Origin of the sequence: Actinocatenispora comari (assembly GCF_017312725.1) — a bacterium.
Taxonomy (GTDB): domain Bacteria; phylum Actinomycetota; class Actinomycetes; order Mycobacteriales; family Micromonosporaceae; genus Actinocatenispora; species Actinocatenispora comari.
Genome location: NZ_BOPO01000045.1, coordinates 12,510 through 27,609, shown reverse-complemented (window position 1 = coordinate 27,609; position 15,100 = coordinate 12,510). Strand labels below are relative to the sequence as shown.

Below are 15,100 nucleotides of genomic sequence, written 5' to 3'. Positions count from 1 at the left end.
CGGCGAACCAGCGGCCCCGGCGAGAGCCGCTCCGCGGGCCCCTCCGGCGGCCGTGGTCGACGACCCGGACGCAGGGTGCCCGGGAGCCGGTCGCCTCGGCTCGGCGCTCGACCGGCGGGCGCGATCCGGAACCGGCAGACTGTGTCGCATGGATGCCGAGGATCCGCCGCGTTGCGCGGTGGTGACGAACCCGGTCAAGGCCGATACCCGGCGGGTTCGCGCCGACGTGACGCAGGTGCTGGACGCGGCCGGTTGGGCCCAGCCGGACTGGTACGAGACCACCACCGAGGAGCCCGGCGGCGGCCTCGTCCGGCAGGCGGTACGGGCCGGCGCCCAGCTGGTGTTCGTCTGCGGCGGCGACGGCACGGTGCGCTCCTGCGCCGGCGCACTGGCCGGCACCGACGTACCGATGGCCGTCCTGCCCGGTGGCACCGGCAACCTGCTCGCCGCGAACCTCGGAATCCCCACCGACACCGCGGCCGCGGCACGGCTGGCGATCGACGGTGGCCGACGGCGCATCGACGTCGGCGTCGTGGACGGCGAGGTGTTCACAGTGATGGCGGGCATGGGCTTCGACGCGCACATGCTCGACGCCACCCCGGAGCCGTTGAAGGCGCGGCTGGGATGGTTCGCCTACCTGCTGGGCGGGGCACGCCGGCTGCACGACCGTCCCATGCGGGTGACCGTCGCGCTGGACGACCGGCCACCACTGCGCCGCCGGGCACGGTCGGTCCTGGTGGCGAACGTCGGGCGGCTGCAGGGCGGGCTGGACCTGTTGCCCGACGCGCAACCCGACAACGGCACCGTCGACGTCGCGATCGTCACGCCCCGGTCGCTGACCGACTGGGCCAGGCTCGGTACCGCGCTGCTGCTGCGGAAGTCCCGGCCGCCACGGATGGAGGTACATCGCTGCCGGCAGGTCACCGTCCGCAGCGTCGGCCCCCAGGCACGGGAGCTCGACGGCGATCTGATCGCGACCTCGGCGCGGCTGCACGCCACGCTGCGGCCCCGGTCGCTGACCGTATGCGTACCGGAAAGCCTGCCGTGACCGGGAGGATCCGGCGGACCGCGGCGACCACCGAGCGGTCTCCCGGTCCCCGCGTGCGCGGTGGGGCGAGCAGCCGATCGCCGGCCTGACCAGGACGCGAGCGGCCCGCCGGTCGTACTTGTCCAGATCGACGCGGCAGTGCGAGCATGGCGCCACTGTTCTCGCGCCAGCCCAGGGGGCCTCGTGGTTTTGGTCGGACGCTATCCACGAGTACACCTCAAGCACGTCCGCGGGGCCCGCCTCCAGGTCACCGGTTACCTGGAGTTCTTCTCGATCACTCGGATCCGGGTGCCGCGCGAGGATCGCCACACCGTCACGGCCGTGGTCCGCTGCGAGACGTGCGGTGACGAGGTCGAGCTGCGGGTCTTCGGCCTGCGGGCCGCGCGACGGGCCCGGCTGGCCTGGCTGTCGTCCGCGCTGGGGGCGGTGTTGGCGACCCTGGTGCTGTTCCTCACCCTGCTCACCTGGTCGGGTTCGCAGGACGACACCGGCTTCACGCTGACCTTGTTCGGCGGCTGCCTCGCCGCCGGCGCCGTCGTCGGCGGCTTCGTCGGCTTCCACAACGAGGACGGCGTGCGCTTCGCTCCGGGCAAGACCCGCTTCCGCCGAAGCCACTCGCTGACCCGATGAGGGCCTCGACCCGCACCGGGCCGGTGGATGGTGGCGCGGTCGGCGAGGACGTCGTTCAACTGCGGCGGCGGCGCAGGGCCAGCAGGACGCCGGCCACCAGGAGTGCCGGCGCCAGCGGGAGCAGCCGGATCCAGGTCGGCAGCGGCCCCCGGTCGGGCTCCCCGGGCGAGGTCAACCGCAGTTCCGGTACCAGACCGGTGGCCCGCAGGCGGGCATGACGGCGTTCGAGTTGCCGTCGACGCACCCACGAGGTGCGCCGGCTCAGTACCGACCGCCGCAGGTACGCGGGCGGATCGACCACCGTTTCCCAGTTGCGTGACGGAGGGTTCGAGCCTCGCGGTCGCGCAGGGTGGTCTGGGCGTACCCGCGGCGACGAGCGCGGGTGCCGTCCGGGTGCCGGCGCCTCGCCGCTGCCGCCACGGCACCGAGCACCTTCACCACCCACCGTGGCTACACAATCACCCGATGTATGAGCGCCTTGTGATGCCGAGATGGAACTCGTCCTGAGCTATTCCGCAACAACGTCCCGCTCCTTATATTGATCGTCGTGACGTTTGGGGATCACCAGGTCGTTGTATCGCCTATCGAGTTCAGAGGCAGAAATGGGCAGTAACCCACGGTTGTGTTCATGTCGTTCGGGGAACCCTCCATTACTTCGCATCAGAACAGGCTGTGACGGTCGATGAGCCTGTCGCCGTTTACGCAGCGGCCCGTATCTGGCCGCACTCTGGGCGAGTACCTCACCGATATCTGGGCTACAGCGTGTGAAACGCTGGGCGCCGCTGCCGAGCAGCGGCATCATGCCACGCGAGAGCTGCAGCGGCTGTTGCCCGACTGGGCTGACGACCGGATCGAGGCGGCACCGCGCGAGACGTCCTACGTTGCCGACGACGGATTCCCGGCGGAGGTGTCGGCGAACTGGTCCGGGCCGCACCCGGAGCTGCGGATGTTGTTCGACTGCCTGTCCGATGTGCCGCCTCGCATCGGGGCCAGCGACCCTCGCTGGAACCTGTGGTCCGGCTCGTCGATGTTCACCTCGATCAGCCCGCTGTTCCGGCAGCCACCGGCCGCGCCGCTGTGGCACTCGATGGCTTGGCGGGCACCGGATCCGCCGGCGCACAAGGTCTACTTCGGACTGTACGGGTGGCCGGTCGCGCGACGGTACGCCATCGTCGAACAGGCCATGCAGCTGATGGGCCTCGAACGTGCCTGGGCGCATGCGCGGCACCGGATCGAGAACGGCGCCCGCTACGGTTCGCGAGAGATCGAGTTCGTCGGGCTCGACATCGGTGACAGCTCGGTGGCGCGGGTGAAGATCTACTACCGTCACCAGGACGTGGACATTGCCGAACTGAATCGCGTCGCCTCGGTTGCGCTGCAACACGACGAGGGCCGTGCGCTGTCCGCCTACCGGATGTTGACCGCCGGCCGCGACCACGCCGGCGCGGCCCCGCTGACCTGCCTGGCGTTTCGATCCGGGCACCAGCAGGCCGTCCAGGCAACCACCTACCTGCGGATGCCGAGCCTGACCACCTGCGAGCAGGAGTCGGTCGAGCGTACGGCCGCGCTGTTGGGCTCGGAAGGTGTGCCGCCACAACGGTTCGTGGCGCTGACCGATGCGTTCGCACCACGGCGGGCCGACGGCGGCCGCGGGGTGCTGGAGCTGGTCAGCCATCGCGCCGGCCGGAGCGGCGATGTGACCACCTACTTCCGGTTCCCCACGTTCGCACAGCAATCCGCAGTGCCGGTGGCAACTGCCCATCGAGCCTGAACCACCGAAAAGGAGACCACCGTGGGCCAGCCTGAGCGCTCAGACGTGGATCGCGTCGCCGCGTACAACAACCAGAGGCAGGAGCAGTACCGCGCTTCCCGCCTGTGCCAGCTGCTCGTCGACGACACGGTGAGCGAGGAGACCAAGAAGGCGACGCTGCCGCTGCTGCAGCCATGGTCCAACGCGTTTCAGCGGATGACCACCGCGCGGGTCCAGGCGGAGGCGTCCCGGATTCAGACCGACCCGGATCCGGAACTGCTTGCGCTGGCGATGGAGCACTGGCAGGAGGAGGTCGGCCACAACGACATCCTGAAGCGCAGCCGGGGCGGTGGCGACCAGGTCGTCTGGGATCCGGTCATCGAGGCGGGCGCGGCCTGGTTCATCGAACAGTTCCGGACCCTGCCCGGCATGCAGCGGGCGATGCTGGCCCATCTGGTACTGGAAGCGGGCAGCCTCGTGTTCAGCCAGGCCGGCGTCCGGGCCTTCCCGCACGACGAGTACTTCACCAAGCACGACGAGGACGACGTCGAGCACCTGGAGATGGGCTACCGGCTGCTGCGCAGCCGATCGGACTGGTCCGTCGAGGAGATGGTCACGATCATGGACCGTGGCTGGCAGATCATCACGCTGGTGTCCGACCGGATCGCCGAGTGCGCCGTACGCGACACCGCCACCGCATGACCGACCCGGCACAGGATCGGGCCCGCGGTGTGGCTCTCGATGCCGCCCGGATCTGGCAGGACGCCTTCGGCGAGCGGCTGACCGCGGCGTACCTGCTGGGCAGCCTGGCCCACGGCGGGTACGCGCCGGCGGCGAGCGACATCGATCTCGGTGTCGTGCTGGCGGACGCGCGGGAGGGCGACCGGCAGCGCGCCGACGACTGCGCCACCGCGGTGCGGGAGCGGGCCGGCCTGTACGGCAAGGTGTCGGCCTTCTGGGCGTCGCTGCCCGCGCTGCGCGCCGGCCGGGACGACGGGCGGTTCCCGGCGCTCGACCGCCTCGACCTGGCCGACCACGGGCAACTGCTGCTCGGAGTCGACGTACGCGCGACGGTCGCGCGTCCCGGCCGGACCGAGCTGCTGGTCGACAGTGGCCGGTTCGCGTTGAGCGTTCTCGCGGTACCGGAGGTCGTGGCGGAGTTCCACCACCCGCAGCGGCTGGTGACCGACACCGTCCTGTTCACCAAGGCGGTGCTGTTCCCGGTGCGCTTCCTGCATGCCACGGCCGGAGACGGCGCCCCGGCGGGCAACGACGTCGCGCTCGACTGGTACTTCGCGCAGCCCGACCCGGTCTCGGCGCCGCTGGTGCGGCTCGCGGCGTCGGTACGGGCGGGCGCGCCGCTCGACCCCGACGCAGCGTTGCCGCTGCTGGCCGAGCTGCGACCGCTGTACCGGCACTACATCGACGATCGGGTCGAACGGCTGCGCCTCGCCGGTGCGCCGGACGACCTGATCAGCGGGTTCGGCGCCTGGCGCGACCAGCTGCGGGGCTGACGGACGGCGTCACCTGGCTGCCGGCTCCCCGAGAACCGGCAGCCGCGCCAGAGCATGCTCGGTCAGCCGGATCAGCGCTCGGCGGACCGATTCCCGGTCCCGGGCATCGAGCCGTACGAACGGCACCTCGGTACCGAGCTTCAGCGCGCTGCGGATCTCGTGATCCTCGTAGGCGCAGACGCCATGAAACATGTTCACCCCGACCACGTACGGGATGCGACGAGCCTCGAAGTAGTCGACCGCGGCGAAACTGCTGTTCAGCCGCGCCGGACGCGGGTCGACCAGCACCAGCGCGCCCAGCGCCCCGAGGGCCAGCTCGTCCCACATGAACCAGAACCGGTCCTGCCCCGGGGTGCCGAACAGGTAGAGCACGACCTCGTCGTTGATGGTTCGCCGGCCGAAGTCCAGTGCGACGGTCGTGTTCGTCTTGCTCTCGACACCGGCCAGGTCGTCGACCGGTTTGCTGGCTTCAGTCAACAGTTCCTCGGTGGTCAGTGGCGGGATCTCGCTCACCGAACCAACGAGCGTGGTCTTGCCGGTACCGAATCCCCCGGCAATCACAATCTTGACCGACTGCGGCTCCAAGATCGTTCCTTCCTCACATCACATGGCGCGCAGGCCGTCAAGGACCTGGACGAGTCTGTCCCGGGTGGGACCGGCGTAGCTCGTGGTCCCGGAGCTGACGGCGAGCACGCCGCGGTCGATCAGATCAGCCAACTGCCTCTTCGTGATCGTCAGCGGGACCTTGTTCATCGCGGAGATCTCCGCGACCGTCAGCCACCGTTGGCACAGCCGGAGGATCTGGACCTGATGAGGCTCGAAATAGGTGGGATCGAGATCTGCCGTCGTCGCTCTCACCATGCTGCCCAGATTCAAGTCACTGGAAATTTCGGCGGTTGCGCGGCGGCCGGCAACCGCGTAAAGCGGGACCAGCCCGCCGGCGTCATCGTCGAGCCATTCATCGTCGTTCCCGGCCATATGATTATCCTTCCAAGCCACCATTCAAGGCGGCTGTCGTGTCGCGAGGCTGCGACCCGAGATGCGCCCCGACACGCTTCACCAGACGATTCATCTCATAACCAACCTGACCGAGATCCGCGTTGACGTCGGCGAGTACCGCCAGGCACGCGTTCGAACCGGCCGCGGTGATGACCAGATAAGCATCCTTCATTTCCACAATGGTCTGCTGCATGGGGCCGCTACCGAACTGCCGGGAAATCCCGCGGGCAATACTAGCCAGCGAAGAGGCACGGGCCGCCAGCGAGTCGGCGCTGTCCCTGCTGATTCGCCGCGACCGCTGGATCAGCATGCCGTCGGTCGACACGGCCACGGCACACAGGGCATTGAGACCTTCGACCAGATCGTCCAGCGCCCAGTCGACGTTCATCGGGGTGGTGGGAGTCTCACTCATGATGCTTTGCCGTTTCCTGTCAAGGGATGTGTTCAGTTGTCCTCAGCGCGGCCAGCGTTGCTGCCCCGTTGGAACCGTGCCAACCGGTTGCGGATCAGTTCCGGATCTCCCATGTCGATCGCCTGTTCCGGCGCGCCGGGGTGTTCCAGATCCTCGCGAAGCTGCGGCGCGATGTGCTGCTGCGGTTGACGCTCCGGCAACGGCGGCCGCTCGGGCCGCGCAGCGTGGTCGGGGGTCGGCGGCTGCTGCCTGATCGCGGTCACGCGGGCCGGGGGCTCCTCGCCGACGGCCCGGGGGCTCGACGAGGCGGGGCCTACCGTCGGGGGGATGCGCGGGGCCGGGCTGACCGGCCGAGCGGTCGGCGCGGGACGGTGCGCCTGACCGTTGTCGAGGCGGTGCGCGGCGCCGTTGGTACGCGCTGCGCTGGAAGCCGGATCGGGCCGGCGCGGCGCGGGTGGGGCGCCGACGAAGGCCGGCATCTGCATCGTCTGTTCGACGTCGCGCGGCACGTCGATGCTGCCGGCCATGCGGGAGATGTCACCGCTGCGCTCTGCCGCGTTGTCCAGCTGTGCCTTGGGAATCAGGACGACCGCCAGCACGCCACCGTAGGGAGACGTCGTCAGCGTGACCGTGATCCCGAGCTGCTTGGCCAGCTGCGCGACGACCCAGAAGCCGAGCTGGGATCCGTCGCCCAACGCGTTGATGTTGAACTCCGGCGCCTGCTTGAGCATGGCGTTGGCCCGGTCGAGATCCTCTGGCGCCATCCCGATGCCGCGGTCCTCGACCTCGATGGCGATACCCCGGTCCACATACACACCGCGCACCCGCACGTCGGACTCGGAGCTGGAGAACCCGATCGCGTTGTTGAGAAGCTGGGTGAGCAGGTGGACCGTACCGTTCACCGCGTCGCCACGGACCCGGACCTCGGGGGCGGTCTCCAGCTTGACCCGGTCGTAGTCCTCGGCCTGCGCCTTGGCGGCCTGCATCACCTGCAGCAACGGAATGGGCGACTGGAACTTCCGCCCCGGCTTGCCGCCGCCGAGGATGATCAGGCTCTCGTTGACGCCTCGAACCTGGTTGACCCGGTGGTGAACCCGGAACCACTTCTCCAGCCGGGCCGGGTCCTCCTCGGCACGCTCCTCGGTGTCGAGTGCGCGGCTGGCCTGCTGCAGTGGACGCTGGTTGCGGTACGCGATGCCAAGGAACACGCGCAGCACGCCGGCACGTGCCTGGCCCTCACTGACCACGGCGTCGGCGGCAAGCACGACGGCGTCGTTGAGCGTCTTTCGTACGTTGTCGATCTCGTCCTGGCCCTGCTCGGCGTCGTCGTCACCGGCGGAGTTGATCTGGCCGAGCTCCTCCCGCACATCGACCCGTTCACCCGCCGCCAGCCGTTCCCGGATCTGCGGGAAACGGGTTCGCACGATGAGGTTGGCGTCCTCACCGAGCTGGCGGATACGAGGGATCAGCGTCCGGCCGACCAGCACGCTGGACCGGCGCAGGGCCCACAGGATCGCCAGGGCCACCACCGCGGCGGCGGCGACACTGCCGCCGATCGCCCAGCCGAGGTTCTGGTTACCGGTGGACAACCCCTGCGCGGAAACCTCGTCCGCCTGCGACTTGGCCAGCCCGATCAGATCGTCGGAGACCTGGTCGGTCAGCTTGCCCCATCCGGCGGCATCCACCGGAAGCCCGGCCGGTACGCCGCGATGCCAGGCGCCGTCGGCCAGGATCGCGTTCTCCGCGGCGGTGAGCCGAGACCACTCGTCGCTGCGCATCATGCGCCGAACCCCGGCACGAACATCGGGCAGCAGGTTCGCCTCGACGTTGCTCAGCTGCGAGTGATACGCGCCCACGAGCTGGACGTAGGTCAGGTAGCCGCTCGTACTGAAGTTCTTCGCCGCGAAGGCACCAGCGGCCTGGGATCCCGCTCGCGACATCAGGTCGGACACCCGGAACAGGTCCGTGGCCGCGAAACCACCCTGCGACGCGGTCGAGTCGGGGATGATGCGCGCCTGGGTGTTGAACAGTTGAATGGACGCGTCGAGGATCTTGTTGTAGAACGCGTAGACCTTCTGCGGGCTGATGGTTCTCGCATCGACCTGCGAGCGGATCGTCGGCAGCTCGCCGAGGTAGCCCGTGACCGTCGCCATCTGGTCCTTGATCGATGCCGGGGCACTGCCCAACGCCGCCTTCGCGGCGCTCTGCATCGAGGCCAGGCCCTCGTCACTGGTGCCGCGCTGAGCGTTCAGCTCCCGCGTACCCGCCGGCGTCGCCACCGACTTGGCCAGCTCCGCCATGCTCAGCTGACGTTCCTTCTGCAGGGACGCGAGGCCGTTGACCGCCGGGATCGACACCTGCCGCACGCTCGACGCGACCTGACGTGCGTAGATGCCGGTGTACCCCAGATACGAGGCGCCGGCCAGCCACAACGCGATCAGCGCGACGCTGGGAACCAGCGCGACACGAACAACACCTTGCCGAATCGATCGTTGGCGCCGGGGTCGGCGGTCCCGACCCGCCTGGCGCTGATGGGTCTGCTGACTAGTCATTGCGCTCCATCAACAACGGTTGACATATTGCAAGCGCGTGCCCCCGCACCGGCGCCGTTCCCGTCCACACACTGTGCCGCCACGTCGTACCAGACCATCGAGCCGCGCCGATGGTCGCCGTCGAGGTCTCAGCCAACCTCAACGAGGCAGGACAGCCCCAATGACGGTGTTGACGGGACTATGGCGACTTATGCCATGCACGGCCCCGCACTCTACCCTGTCCGAAATCGCGCCAACCGCACGGCAGACGCGCCTCCCACGCACGTCGGGCAGCGTCGCGGCGCCGACACCGCGACCTGCCGAACCGGGCAGTAAAACACCGATGCTCCGCGTGCGTAACCCGACAAACCCGGCCGACACGACCGGGGCCGGGCTCCGTGCAGGCGATGCGGCTCACACCGGCTCCAGCCGCGCTGATCAGCCCGCACCCAGGGCGCCGGGCCGACCGCCTCCACGTGTTCAACCTCACCCCCGATGAGGGGACGAGCCGCTTCACGGACCACGCACGGTCCGGGCGAAGGCGCGATTCAGATGACGAACATCGCTGACCGGACCCGCCGGCTGCTCGTCCCGCGGGGCGGGGTACTCCACGCCACCGGGCGTCGCGATGGTCCTCGGTGCAGGTTCGGACGGTCCACGGTCGCCATCGCGTCGGAGCGCATCGGACGGCGGGCGTCCGCACGTCGCCCGGGTTTCCGCAGCCGACGGCACCGGGCCGTCGGCCTGGGTCATTCGGACCTACCTGCCGGTGCCACGCAGTTGATGCAGGTGCCGGTGCCGAAGTAGATCAACGGAACCCATCCTCGTACCCCGGTGCGCAGATCGGTGCCGTAGCAGTACATGTCTCCGTTGACGGTCGCGTCATCGGTGATGGTGAACCGGTCGCCCTGGTAGGCCAGGCCCACCACGGTGCCGGTGGCGGGACGGGTACGGATCCGAACTCCGTCGGCGGTGAAGGTCTTCGTCCACGGGTAGGGACTCCCGCAGTCGTACCACATGGCCGGACCGACCTGCCGGCTCGTACCGGCGGACGCGGCCGACGGGCCGGCCGCCAAGAGCGCGAGACCGGCCACGGCGGCCGCGGCCAGGGTGATGATGCGGTGAACCAGACGCCCTCGAGACTGCTTCATGCTGCTCTCCTGCTCCAGAGTGCTTGCCAGCCAGACGATCCAGAGCAGATCAGCTCGCCGGCCGACGGTGCGACAACCTTCGACCGTGGCTGAATGTTGAAGTACCAGTGAACTTCGCAGCCGGCGAGGCGGACTCTGCTCTCGCCGGGGCCCGGCGTGCAGCAGTCGACACTTCACAAGTTTCACAAAGTTATGAACTCTGTGTACCCTCGCAGTCATGAACGACGGTGAACTCGTCGGAGTGCAGAAGACCCTCAGCCCCGTGCTCAGGGCCAAGACGCTGGACAACCGGCTGCCGGACCCGATCCTCGGCGACGACCACGCGGAGCAGGCGATGCGCCGCCTCGACCCCGACTACGACAACCGCGCGTTCGGCACCAGCCAGCTCGGCCTGGTCGCGGTGGTGCGGGCCAAGGCCCACGACGACTGGGCCCGCAGCTTCCTCGCCGACCATCCGGACGCGGCGGTGCTGCACCTGGGCTGCGGCCTCGACGCCCGGGTGTACCGGACCGACCCGCCGGCCACCGTCGACTGGTACGACCTGGACTACCCCGCGGTCATCGAGCTGCGACGGCAGTGCCTGCCGCCACGCGAGCACCACACCCTGATCGGTTCCAGCGTCACCGACCTGACCTGGCTGGAGCGACTCCCCCGCGGCCGGCCGGTACTGGTGATCGCCGAGGGGCTCGTTCCCTACCTGACCGAGCCCGACCTGCGCCGGCTGCTGACCAGCGTCGTCGATGCCTTCCCCACCGGTCAGATACAGCTCGACACGGTGCCGGTCTGGGCGTGGCGCACCTCGAAGTGGGACCCCACGCTGCGCCGGTACGGCACCCGGTTCCGCTGCGGCTTCAACGACCCCGCCACGCTGGCCGACTGGCATCCGCGGCTCCGGTACGTCGACGAGGCGCCGATGTACGACGCGCCGGTGCTGCTGGCCAAGGCTCCGGCGCGGACTCGCCGAATGTACCGCCTCCTGAACCTGGTACCGGGCATGAAACGCTCCACCCGGATCGTGCGGTTCCGGTTCTGACGCACCAGCTCGGCGAGCGAGGTCGGCGCACCCAGGCGTCGATCACGGACTCGCCGTGACCCGAGGCGAACCGCTGGAGACCCGCCGCGGGCTCGTGCGGGCCATCGACGCGTCGGTCCAGGGCGGACCGGAATCAGGGGACGAGGAGCGTCTTGCCGAGGGAGCGCCGGGACTCGATCGCGGCGTGTGCGGCGGCGGCCTCGTCGAGGGCGAAGCGTTGCCCGATCGTCGGCCGCAACCGACCGGCGGCGGCGAGCTCCAGCGCCTCGGCCGACCGGGCCCTCGCGCCACCGGGACCGAACGAGACCGCGGACAACGGCACCACCTCGACGCCGGTGTCGGCCGGGGGCACGGTCATCGCGCCGCTCGCCGCACCGTGCACGACGTAGCGCGCACCGGCACGAGCCAGCGGAAACGCGGCCGCGCCGACCGGACCGCCAACGCCGTCGAACACCACGTCGACCGCACCGAGCCGGTCGGCCCAGCCGTCGGAGGTGTAGTCGACGACGGTCGCGGCACCGACCCGCGCGGCGAGTGCACGCTTCGCCGCGCTCCCGGCGGCGCCGACGACCTCGGCGCCGGCGGACCGCGCGAGTTGCACCAGCAGGCTGCCCAGCCCACCGCCGGCGGCGAGCACCAACACCCGGTCACCGGCGGTGATGCGGGCGGCGGCCGCGAGCGCGATCGCGGTACGGCCGTCGGCGAGCAACGCGGCGGCATCGTCGAGCGTGACCGCATCGGGCACGTCGATCAGTTCGTCGGCCGCCACCACCGCCTGTTCGGCGTAACCGCCGCCGCCGGTCACCGCGACCACCCGCCGACCGACCAGCTCGGCCGGCATGTCCGGGCCGACCGCGCGCACCACACCAGCGGTGCCGTTGCCCGGCCGGTACGGCAGCGTGCGCGCGGCGGGTGGGCCGCCACCGGCGCGGATCTGCGTCTCCACGAACGTGATCGGACAGGCCTGCGCAGCGATCGACACCTGCCCCGGCCCGGGCACCGGGTCGGGCACCTGCTCGATCCGCAACACCTCCGGGCCGCCCCACTGCCGTTGCACCACCGCCCGCACCGGATCCCCCCTCCTCGGCGGAGCGTTCCGCCCCGACAAAAGCTAGCGCGCTCGCGGGCGACCACGGCGGCCGAGGCGACGTCGGCGGTCGGCGCCGAGCCGGCGACGGCATGCCCGCCCGCGAAGGGCCCCGCTCGGCCGTGTACCGCGCCGGGGGCTGGCTCCGCCGGCTACCGGGTGGCGCCGCTGGTGACGGTGATGTCGGGGGCGGCCACCTCGACCGCGGCCGTACCGTCGGCGGCGACCTCGATCGACAGCGGCGCACCGGCGAGCCGCAGCCCGGACACGGTCAGCGGGAACCAGTCGGCGAACGCCGGGTCCGGCGCCACGGTGAGCGTCCCGTTCGGTACGTCGGGGCGCAGTCCGAGTGCCGCCGCGAGCAACGCCACCGGGGCCGCCGCCGCCCACGCCTGCGGCCGGCAGGACGCCGGGTAGGCGAGTACCGGTTCGTCCCGGCCGGTGCCGGCGAACAGCTCCGGCAACCGGTACCCGAACGCGGGTGCGGCGGCGAGCAGCCCGCCGGCGAGCCGGGCGGCGAGCGCACCGTGCCCCTCGGCGGCCAGGCCGGCGATCGCGATCGCGGTGTCGTGCGGCCACACCGACCCGGTGTGGTACCCGAGCGGGTTGGCCCCGGCCACCTCGGCCGAGAGGGTACGCAGCCCGTACGCGTCGGCGAGGTCTGCGGCGCCGAGCCGGTGCGCCACCGCGGCCGCCTCGTCGGCGTCCAGCAGGTCGGTACCGAGCAGGTGGCCCAGGTTGGAGCTCGCCACCGGCACCGGCCGCTTCGTCCCGTCCAGAGCCAGCGCGGGGAACCGGCCGTGCGCGTCGGACACCCAGTACGCGGTGCGGAACCGCTCGCGCAGCCGGTCGGCGAACCCGGTCAGCGCCGCCGCCGTGTCGGCGTCCGCGTCGGAGCCGAGCGCGGTCAACAGCGCCGCGCCGGCCCGCGCCGCCTGGTGGTCGTACGCCTGCGCCTCGCACAGCGCGATCGGCGGCGCGGCGAGCGTGCCGTCGGCGAACTGGACCGCGTCCGGCGAGTCCTTCCAGCCCTGGTTGACCAGCCCGGAGCCGCTCGCGTCGACGTACTCGGCGAAGCCGTCACCGTCCGCGTCGGCCGGCCCGGACAGCCAGCCCAGGGCCGCACGCAGCGCCGGCAGCAGCTCGCGCACCTCGGCGGCCGGCATCCCCCACCGCCACGCCTCGTGCAGCGTCACCACCCACAGCGCGGTGGCGTCGACGGTGCCGTAGTACCGCGGCGGCAGGCCGACGCCGCCGGACTCGTCGCGGACCTCGTGGATGATCTTCCCGGGCGCCTCGCCGGTGGCCGGATCGTCCCGGCGGCCCTGGTTGCGGGCCAGGATCCGCAGCGTACCGGCGGCGAGCCCGGTGCCCAGCGGCAGCAGCATCCGGGCCGCCCACAGCGAGTCGCGGCCGAACAGGGTGAAGAACCACGGCGAGCCGGCGGCCAGGAACACCTCGTCGGGCTGCTCGTCGTCGGCCATCGCCAGGCCGGCCAGGTCCGCCACCCCGCGCTCGATCGTCCGGTCCAGGTCCGGTGCGGCGGACCGGATCCGCGGCGTCGACCAGGGCAGCGTCGGCGCCGCCCGGAACGGCCCGCGCCGGCCTTCGCCGCGGGCCCGCACCAGCACCGTCCACTGTGCACCGGGGTCGAGATCCAGCGGCCAGGACAGCTGCGCGCCGGCATCGTCGAGCAGCACCTCGTCCGGCAGCACGTCGACCCGCAGCACCGCGCCGTCCGCCGACCCCGGCGCCGCGAAGCGCAGCACCGCGTCGGTGTCGCGCCGCGGCGGTACCGGCGGCACCGGCTCACCGAGCTTGATCGCCGGCAGCCCGGCGAGATCGGCGCCGACCCGCAGCGCCAGCCTGGTGTGCACCGGTGCGTGCGCCCGGCTGCGTACCGTGATGCGTTCGGTCAGGCCGTCCGGGGTCGCGGTGCGGTCCCGGACCACCAGGACGGTCGGGTCCGCGCCGGCGTCACCGAGCTGCCGGGCGACGCCGGTGAAGGTGGCCGCCTCGGCCGCGCCCAGCCGGTACCCGAGCGGGGTCGGCTCGACGCCGTCCAGCGTGACGGTCAGCTCGGTGAGGATGCGCCGGTCGGCGCTCAGCACCCCCTGGGTACCGCCGGGACGCAGCTGGCCGTCCGCGCCGGACAGCGCCACCGTGGGCGCCGCCAGTACCGTCACCAACTCGTGCAGGAATGGCTGTGGCCGCACCGTGCTCCCCCTCGCTGGCTCACCGCGCCGTCCGGCCGGGGCCCCTCGTTGCGCCCAGCGTATCGGCAGCCGACGCCGATCGACGTCGCTGCCGCGGGTACGGCAGACTGGCCCCGGGGGTGGTCCGGTGAGTCGAGCGGTGCTGGCGTTGGGGGCGAACCTCGGCGACCGGGAGGCGACGCTGCGGGCGGCGCTGCGCGGGCTGGGTGACCGGCTGGTCGCGGTGTCCGGCGGATACCAGACGCCGCCGTGGGGCGATCCGGACCAGCCGCCCTACCTCAACGCGGTTGCGGTGGTCGCCGACGACGCCGTCGACGCCGACGGGTGGCTCGCGCTGGCACACGAGCTGGAGGCCGCGGGCGGCCGGGTCCGTGACCCCGCCCGGCGGTACGGGCCGCGCACCCTCGACGTCGACGTGATCGCGGTGTGGCGCGACGGGCCCGGCGGGCCAGAACCGGTGCGGCAGGACGACCCGGTACTGACGCTGCCGCACCCGCGGGCGCACCTGCGGGCCTTCGTCCTGGTGCCCTGGGCCGAGATCGAGCCGACCGCGGAGCTACCCGGCCACGGCCCGATCACCGCGCTGCTGCGCACCGAACCGGTCGCGGCCGACGTACCGGGAGTGACCCGCATCGGCCCGCTCTGACCGCGCAGCACCCGCGCACCGTTGCGTGGGCGCGGGCCGCGCCGTCCCGTGACACCCGCGCCTCGTGGCGACCGCTTGCCGGC

At 71.4% G+C, this 15,100-nt stretch carries 15 protein-coding genes; 7 read left to right on the top strand and 8 right to left on the bottom strand.

Annotation, left to right across the window (positions count from 1 at the left end):
- The first annotated feature begins 148 nt into the window (after window positions 1-148).
- On the top strand, window positions 149-1,048 hold the full coding sequence (locus tag NUM_RS13405) for a diacylglycerol/lipid kinase family protein (protein ID WP_207125157.1): 900 nt from the start codon (window positions 149-151) through the stop codon (window positions 1,046-1,048).
- A 183-nt stretch (window positions 1,049-1,231) separates the two neighbouring features.
- The gene (locus NUM_RS13400) at window positions 1,232-1,678 is read left to right on the top strand and encodes a hypothetical protein (protein WP_207125156.1); all 447 of its coding nucleotides are present in this window, start codon (window positions 1,232-1,234) and stop codon (window positions 1,676-1,678) included.
- A 55-nt stretch (window positions 1,679-1,733) separates the two neighbouring features.
- Here the strand turns inward: NUM_RS13400 and NUM_RS13395 are convergent, their stop codons facing one another.
- Entirely contained in the window at window positions 1,734-1,979 is a 246-nt protein-coding gene (locus tag NUM_RS13395; RefSeq protein WP_207125155.1) for a hypothetical protein, read from the bottom strand.
- A 381-nt stretch (window positions 1,980-2,360) separates the two neighbouring features.
- Here NUM_RS13395 and NUM_RS13390 point away from each other — a divergent pair, with 381 nt between their 5' ends.
- Genes NUM_RS13390 through NUM_RS13380 form a run of 3 tightly spaced genes read left to right on the top strand, consistent with a single transcriptional unit; the run spans window position 2,361 to window position 4,942 of the window.
- On the top strand, window positions 2,361-3,449 hold the full coding sequence (locus NUM_RS13390; protein WP_207125154.1) for a hypothetical protein: 1,089 nt from the start codon (window positions 2,361-2,363) through the stop codon (window positions 3,447-3,449).
- 21 nt (window positions 3,450-3,470) lie between these two features.
- On the top strand, window positions 3,471-4,130 hold the full coding sequence (locus tag NUM_RS13385) for a hypothetical protein (protein WP_207125153.1): 660 nt from the start codon (window positions 3,471-3,473) through the stop codon (window positions 4,128-4,130).
- On the top strand, window positions 4,127-4,942 hold the full coding sequence (locus tag NUM_RS13380; protein ID WP_207125152.1) for a hypothetical protein: 816 nt from the start codon (window positions 4,127-4,129) through the stop codon (window positions 4,940-4,942). The genes NUM_RS13385 and NUM_RS13380 overlap by 4 nt, the downstream gene beginning before the upstream one ends.
- Window positions 4,943-4,951: 9 nt before the next feature.
- On the opposite strand, the gene NUM_RS13375 is transcribed toward NUM_RS13380, so the two are convergent.
- The 5 genes from NUM_RS13375 to NUM_RS13355 form a co-directional block, all read right to left on the bottom strand.
- The gene (locus tag NUM_RS13375; RefSeq protein ID WP_207125242.1) at window positions 4,952-5,500 is read right to left on the bottom strand and encodes a GTP-binding protein; all 549 of its coding nucleotides are present in this window, start codon (window positions 5,498-5,500) and stop codon (window positions 4,952-4,954) included.
- 45 nt (window positions 5,501-5,545) lie between these two features.
- The gene (locus tag NUM_RS13370; protein ID WP_207125151.1) at window positions 5,546-5,920 is read right to left on the bottom strand and encodes a DUF742 domain-containing protein; all 375 of its coding nucleotides are present in this window, start codon (window positions 5,918-5,920) and stop codon (window positions 5,546-5,548) included.
- Between the two features lie 4 nt (window positions 5,921-5,924).
- Window positions 5,925-6,353, bottom strand: coding sequence for a roadblock/LC7 domain-containing protein (locus NUM_RS13365; protein WP_207125150.1), 429 nt, complete (start codon window positions 6,351-6,353; stop codon window positions 5,925-5,927).
- Between the two features lie 32 nt (window positions 6,354-6,385).
- Window positions 6,386-8,905 carry a sensor histidine kinase gene (locus NUM_RS13360; protein ID WP_207125149.1) on the bottom strand — a complete coding sequence of 840 codons (2,520 nt, stop codon included), beginning with the start codon at window positions 8,903-8,905 and terminating at the stop codon, window positions 6,386-6,388.
- A 728-nt stretch (window positions 8,906-9,633) separates the two neighbouring features.
- A complete protein-coding gene (locus NUM_RS13355) occupies window positions 9,634-10,035 on the bottom strand; it encodes a hypothetical protein (protein ID WP_207125148.1) in 402 nt (133 codons plus the stop codon).
- A 217-nt stretch (window positions 10,036-10,252) separates the two neighbouring features.
- Here NUM_RS13355 and NUM_RS13350 point away from each other — a divergent pair, with 217 nt between their 5' ends.
- Window positions 10,253-11,068 carry a class I SAM-dependent methyltransferase gene (locus NUM_RS13350; protein WP_207125147.1) on the top strand — a complete coding sequence of 272 codons (816 nt, stop codon included), beginning with the start codon at window positions 10,253-10,255 and terminating at the stop codon, window positions 11,066-11,068.
- 133 nt (window positions 11,069-11,201) lie between these two features.
- Here NUM_RS13350 and NUM_RS13345 read toward each other — a convergent pair whose 3' ends face one another.
- Both NUM_RS13345 and NUM_RS13340 read right to left on the bottom strand, forming a co-directional pair.
- On the bottom strand, window positions 11,202-12,128 hold the full coding sequence (locus NUM_RS13345) for a zinc-binding dehydrogenase (RefSeq protein WP_225918546.1): 927 nt from the start codon (window positions 12,126-12,128) through the stop codon (window positions 11,202-11,204).
- Window positions 12,129-12,307: 179 nt separating this feature from the next.
- The gene (locus tag NUM_RS13340; RefSeq protein WP_207125145.1) at window positions 12,308-14,371 is read right to left on the bottom strand and encodes a glycogen debranching N-terminal domain-containing protein; all 2,064 of its coding nucleotides are present in this window, start codon (window positions 14,369-14,371) and stop codon (window positions 12,308-12,310) included.
- A gap of 127 nt (window positions 14,372-14,498) precedes the next feature.
- Between NUM_RS13340 and folK the strand changes: the two genes are divergently transcribed.
- Complete coding sequence (gene folK, locus NUM_RS13335) at window positions 14,499-15,017, top strand: 2-amino-4-hydroxy-6-hydroxymethyldihydropteridine diphosphokinase (protein ID WP_207125144.1); 519 nt, start codon at window positions 14,499-14,501, stop codon at window positions 15,015-15,017.
- Window positions 15,018-15,100: the final 83 nt, after the last annotated feature.

Coding starts and splice junctions, on each gene's coding strand:
- NUM_RS13360 (WP_207125149.1), bottom strand. CDS start 8,905: ATGACTAGTCAGCAGACCCATCAGCGCCAGGCGGGTCGGGACCGCCGA.
- NUM_RS13355 (WP_207125148.1), bottom strand. CDS start 10,035: ATGAAGCAGTCTCGAGGGCGTCTGGTTCACCGCATCATCACCCTGGCC.
- NUM_RS13390 (WP_207125154.1), top strand. CDS start 2,361: ATGAGCCTGTCGCCGTTTACGCAGCGGCCCGTATCTGGCCGCACTCTG.
- NUM_RS13405 (WP_207125157.1), top strand. CDS start 149: ATGGATGCCGAGGATCCGCCGCGTTGCGCGGTGGTGACGAACCCGGTC.
- NUM_RS13380 (WP_207125152.1), top strand. CDS start 4,127: ATGACCGACCCGGCACAGGATCGGGCCCGCGGTGTGGCTCTCGATGCC.
- NUM_RS13365 (WP_207125150.1), bottom strand. CDS start 6,353: ATGAGTGAGACTCCCACCACCCCGATGAACGTCGACTGGGCGCTGGAC.
- NUM_RS13370 (WP_207125151.1), bottom strand. CDS start 5,920: ATGGCCGGGAACGACGATGAATGGCTCGACGATGACGCCGGCGGGCTG.
- NUM_RS13350 (WP_207125147.1), top strand. CDS start 10,253: ATGAACGACGGTGAACTCGTCGGAGTGCAGAAGACCCTCAGCCCCGTG.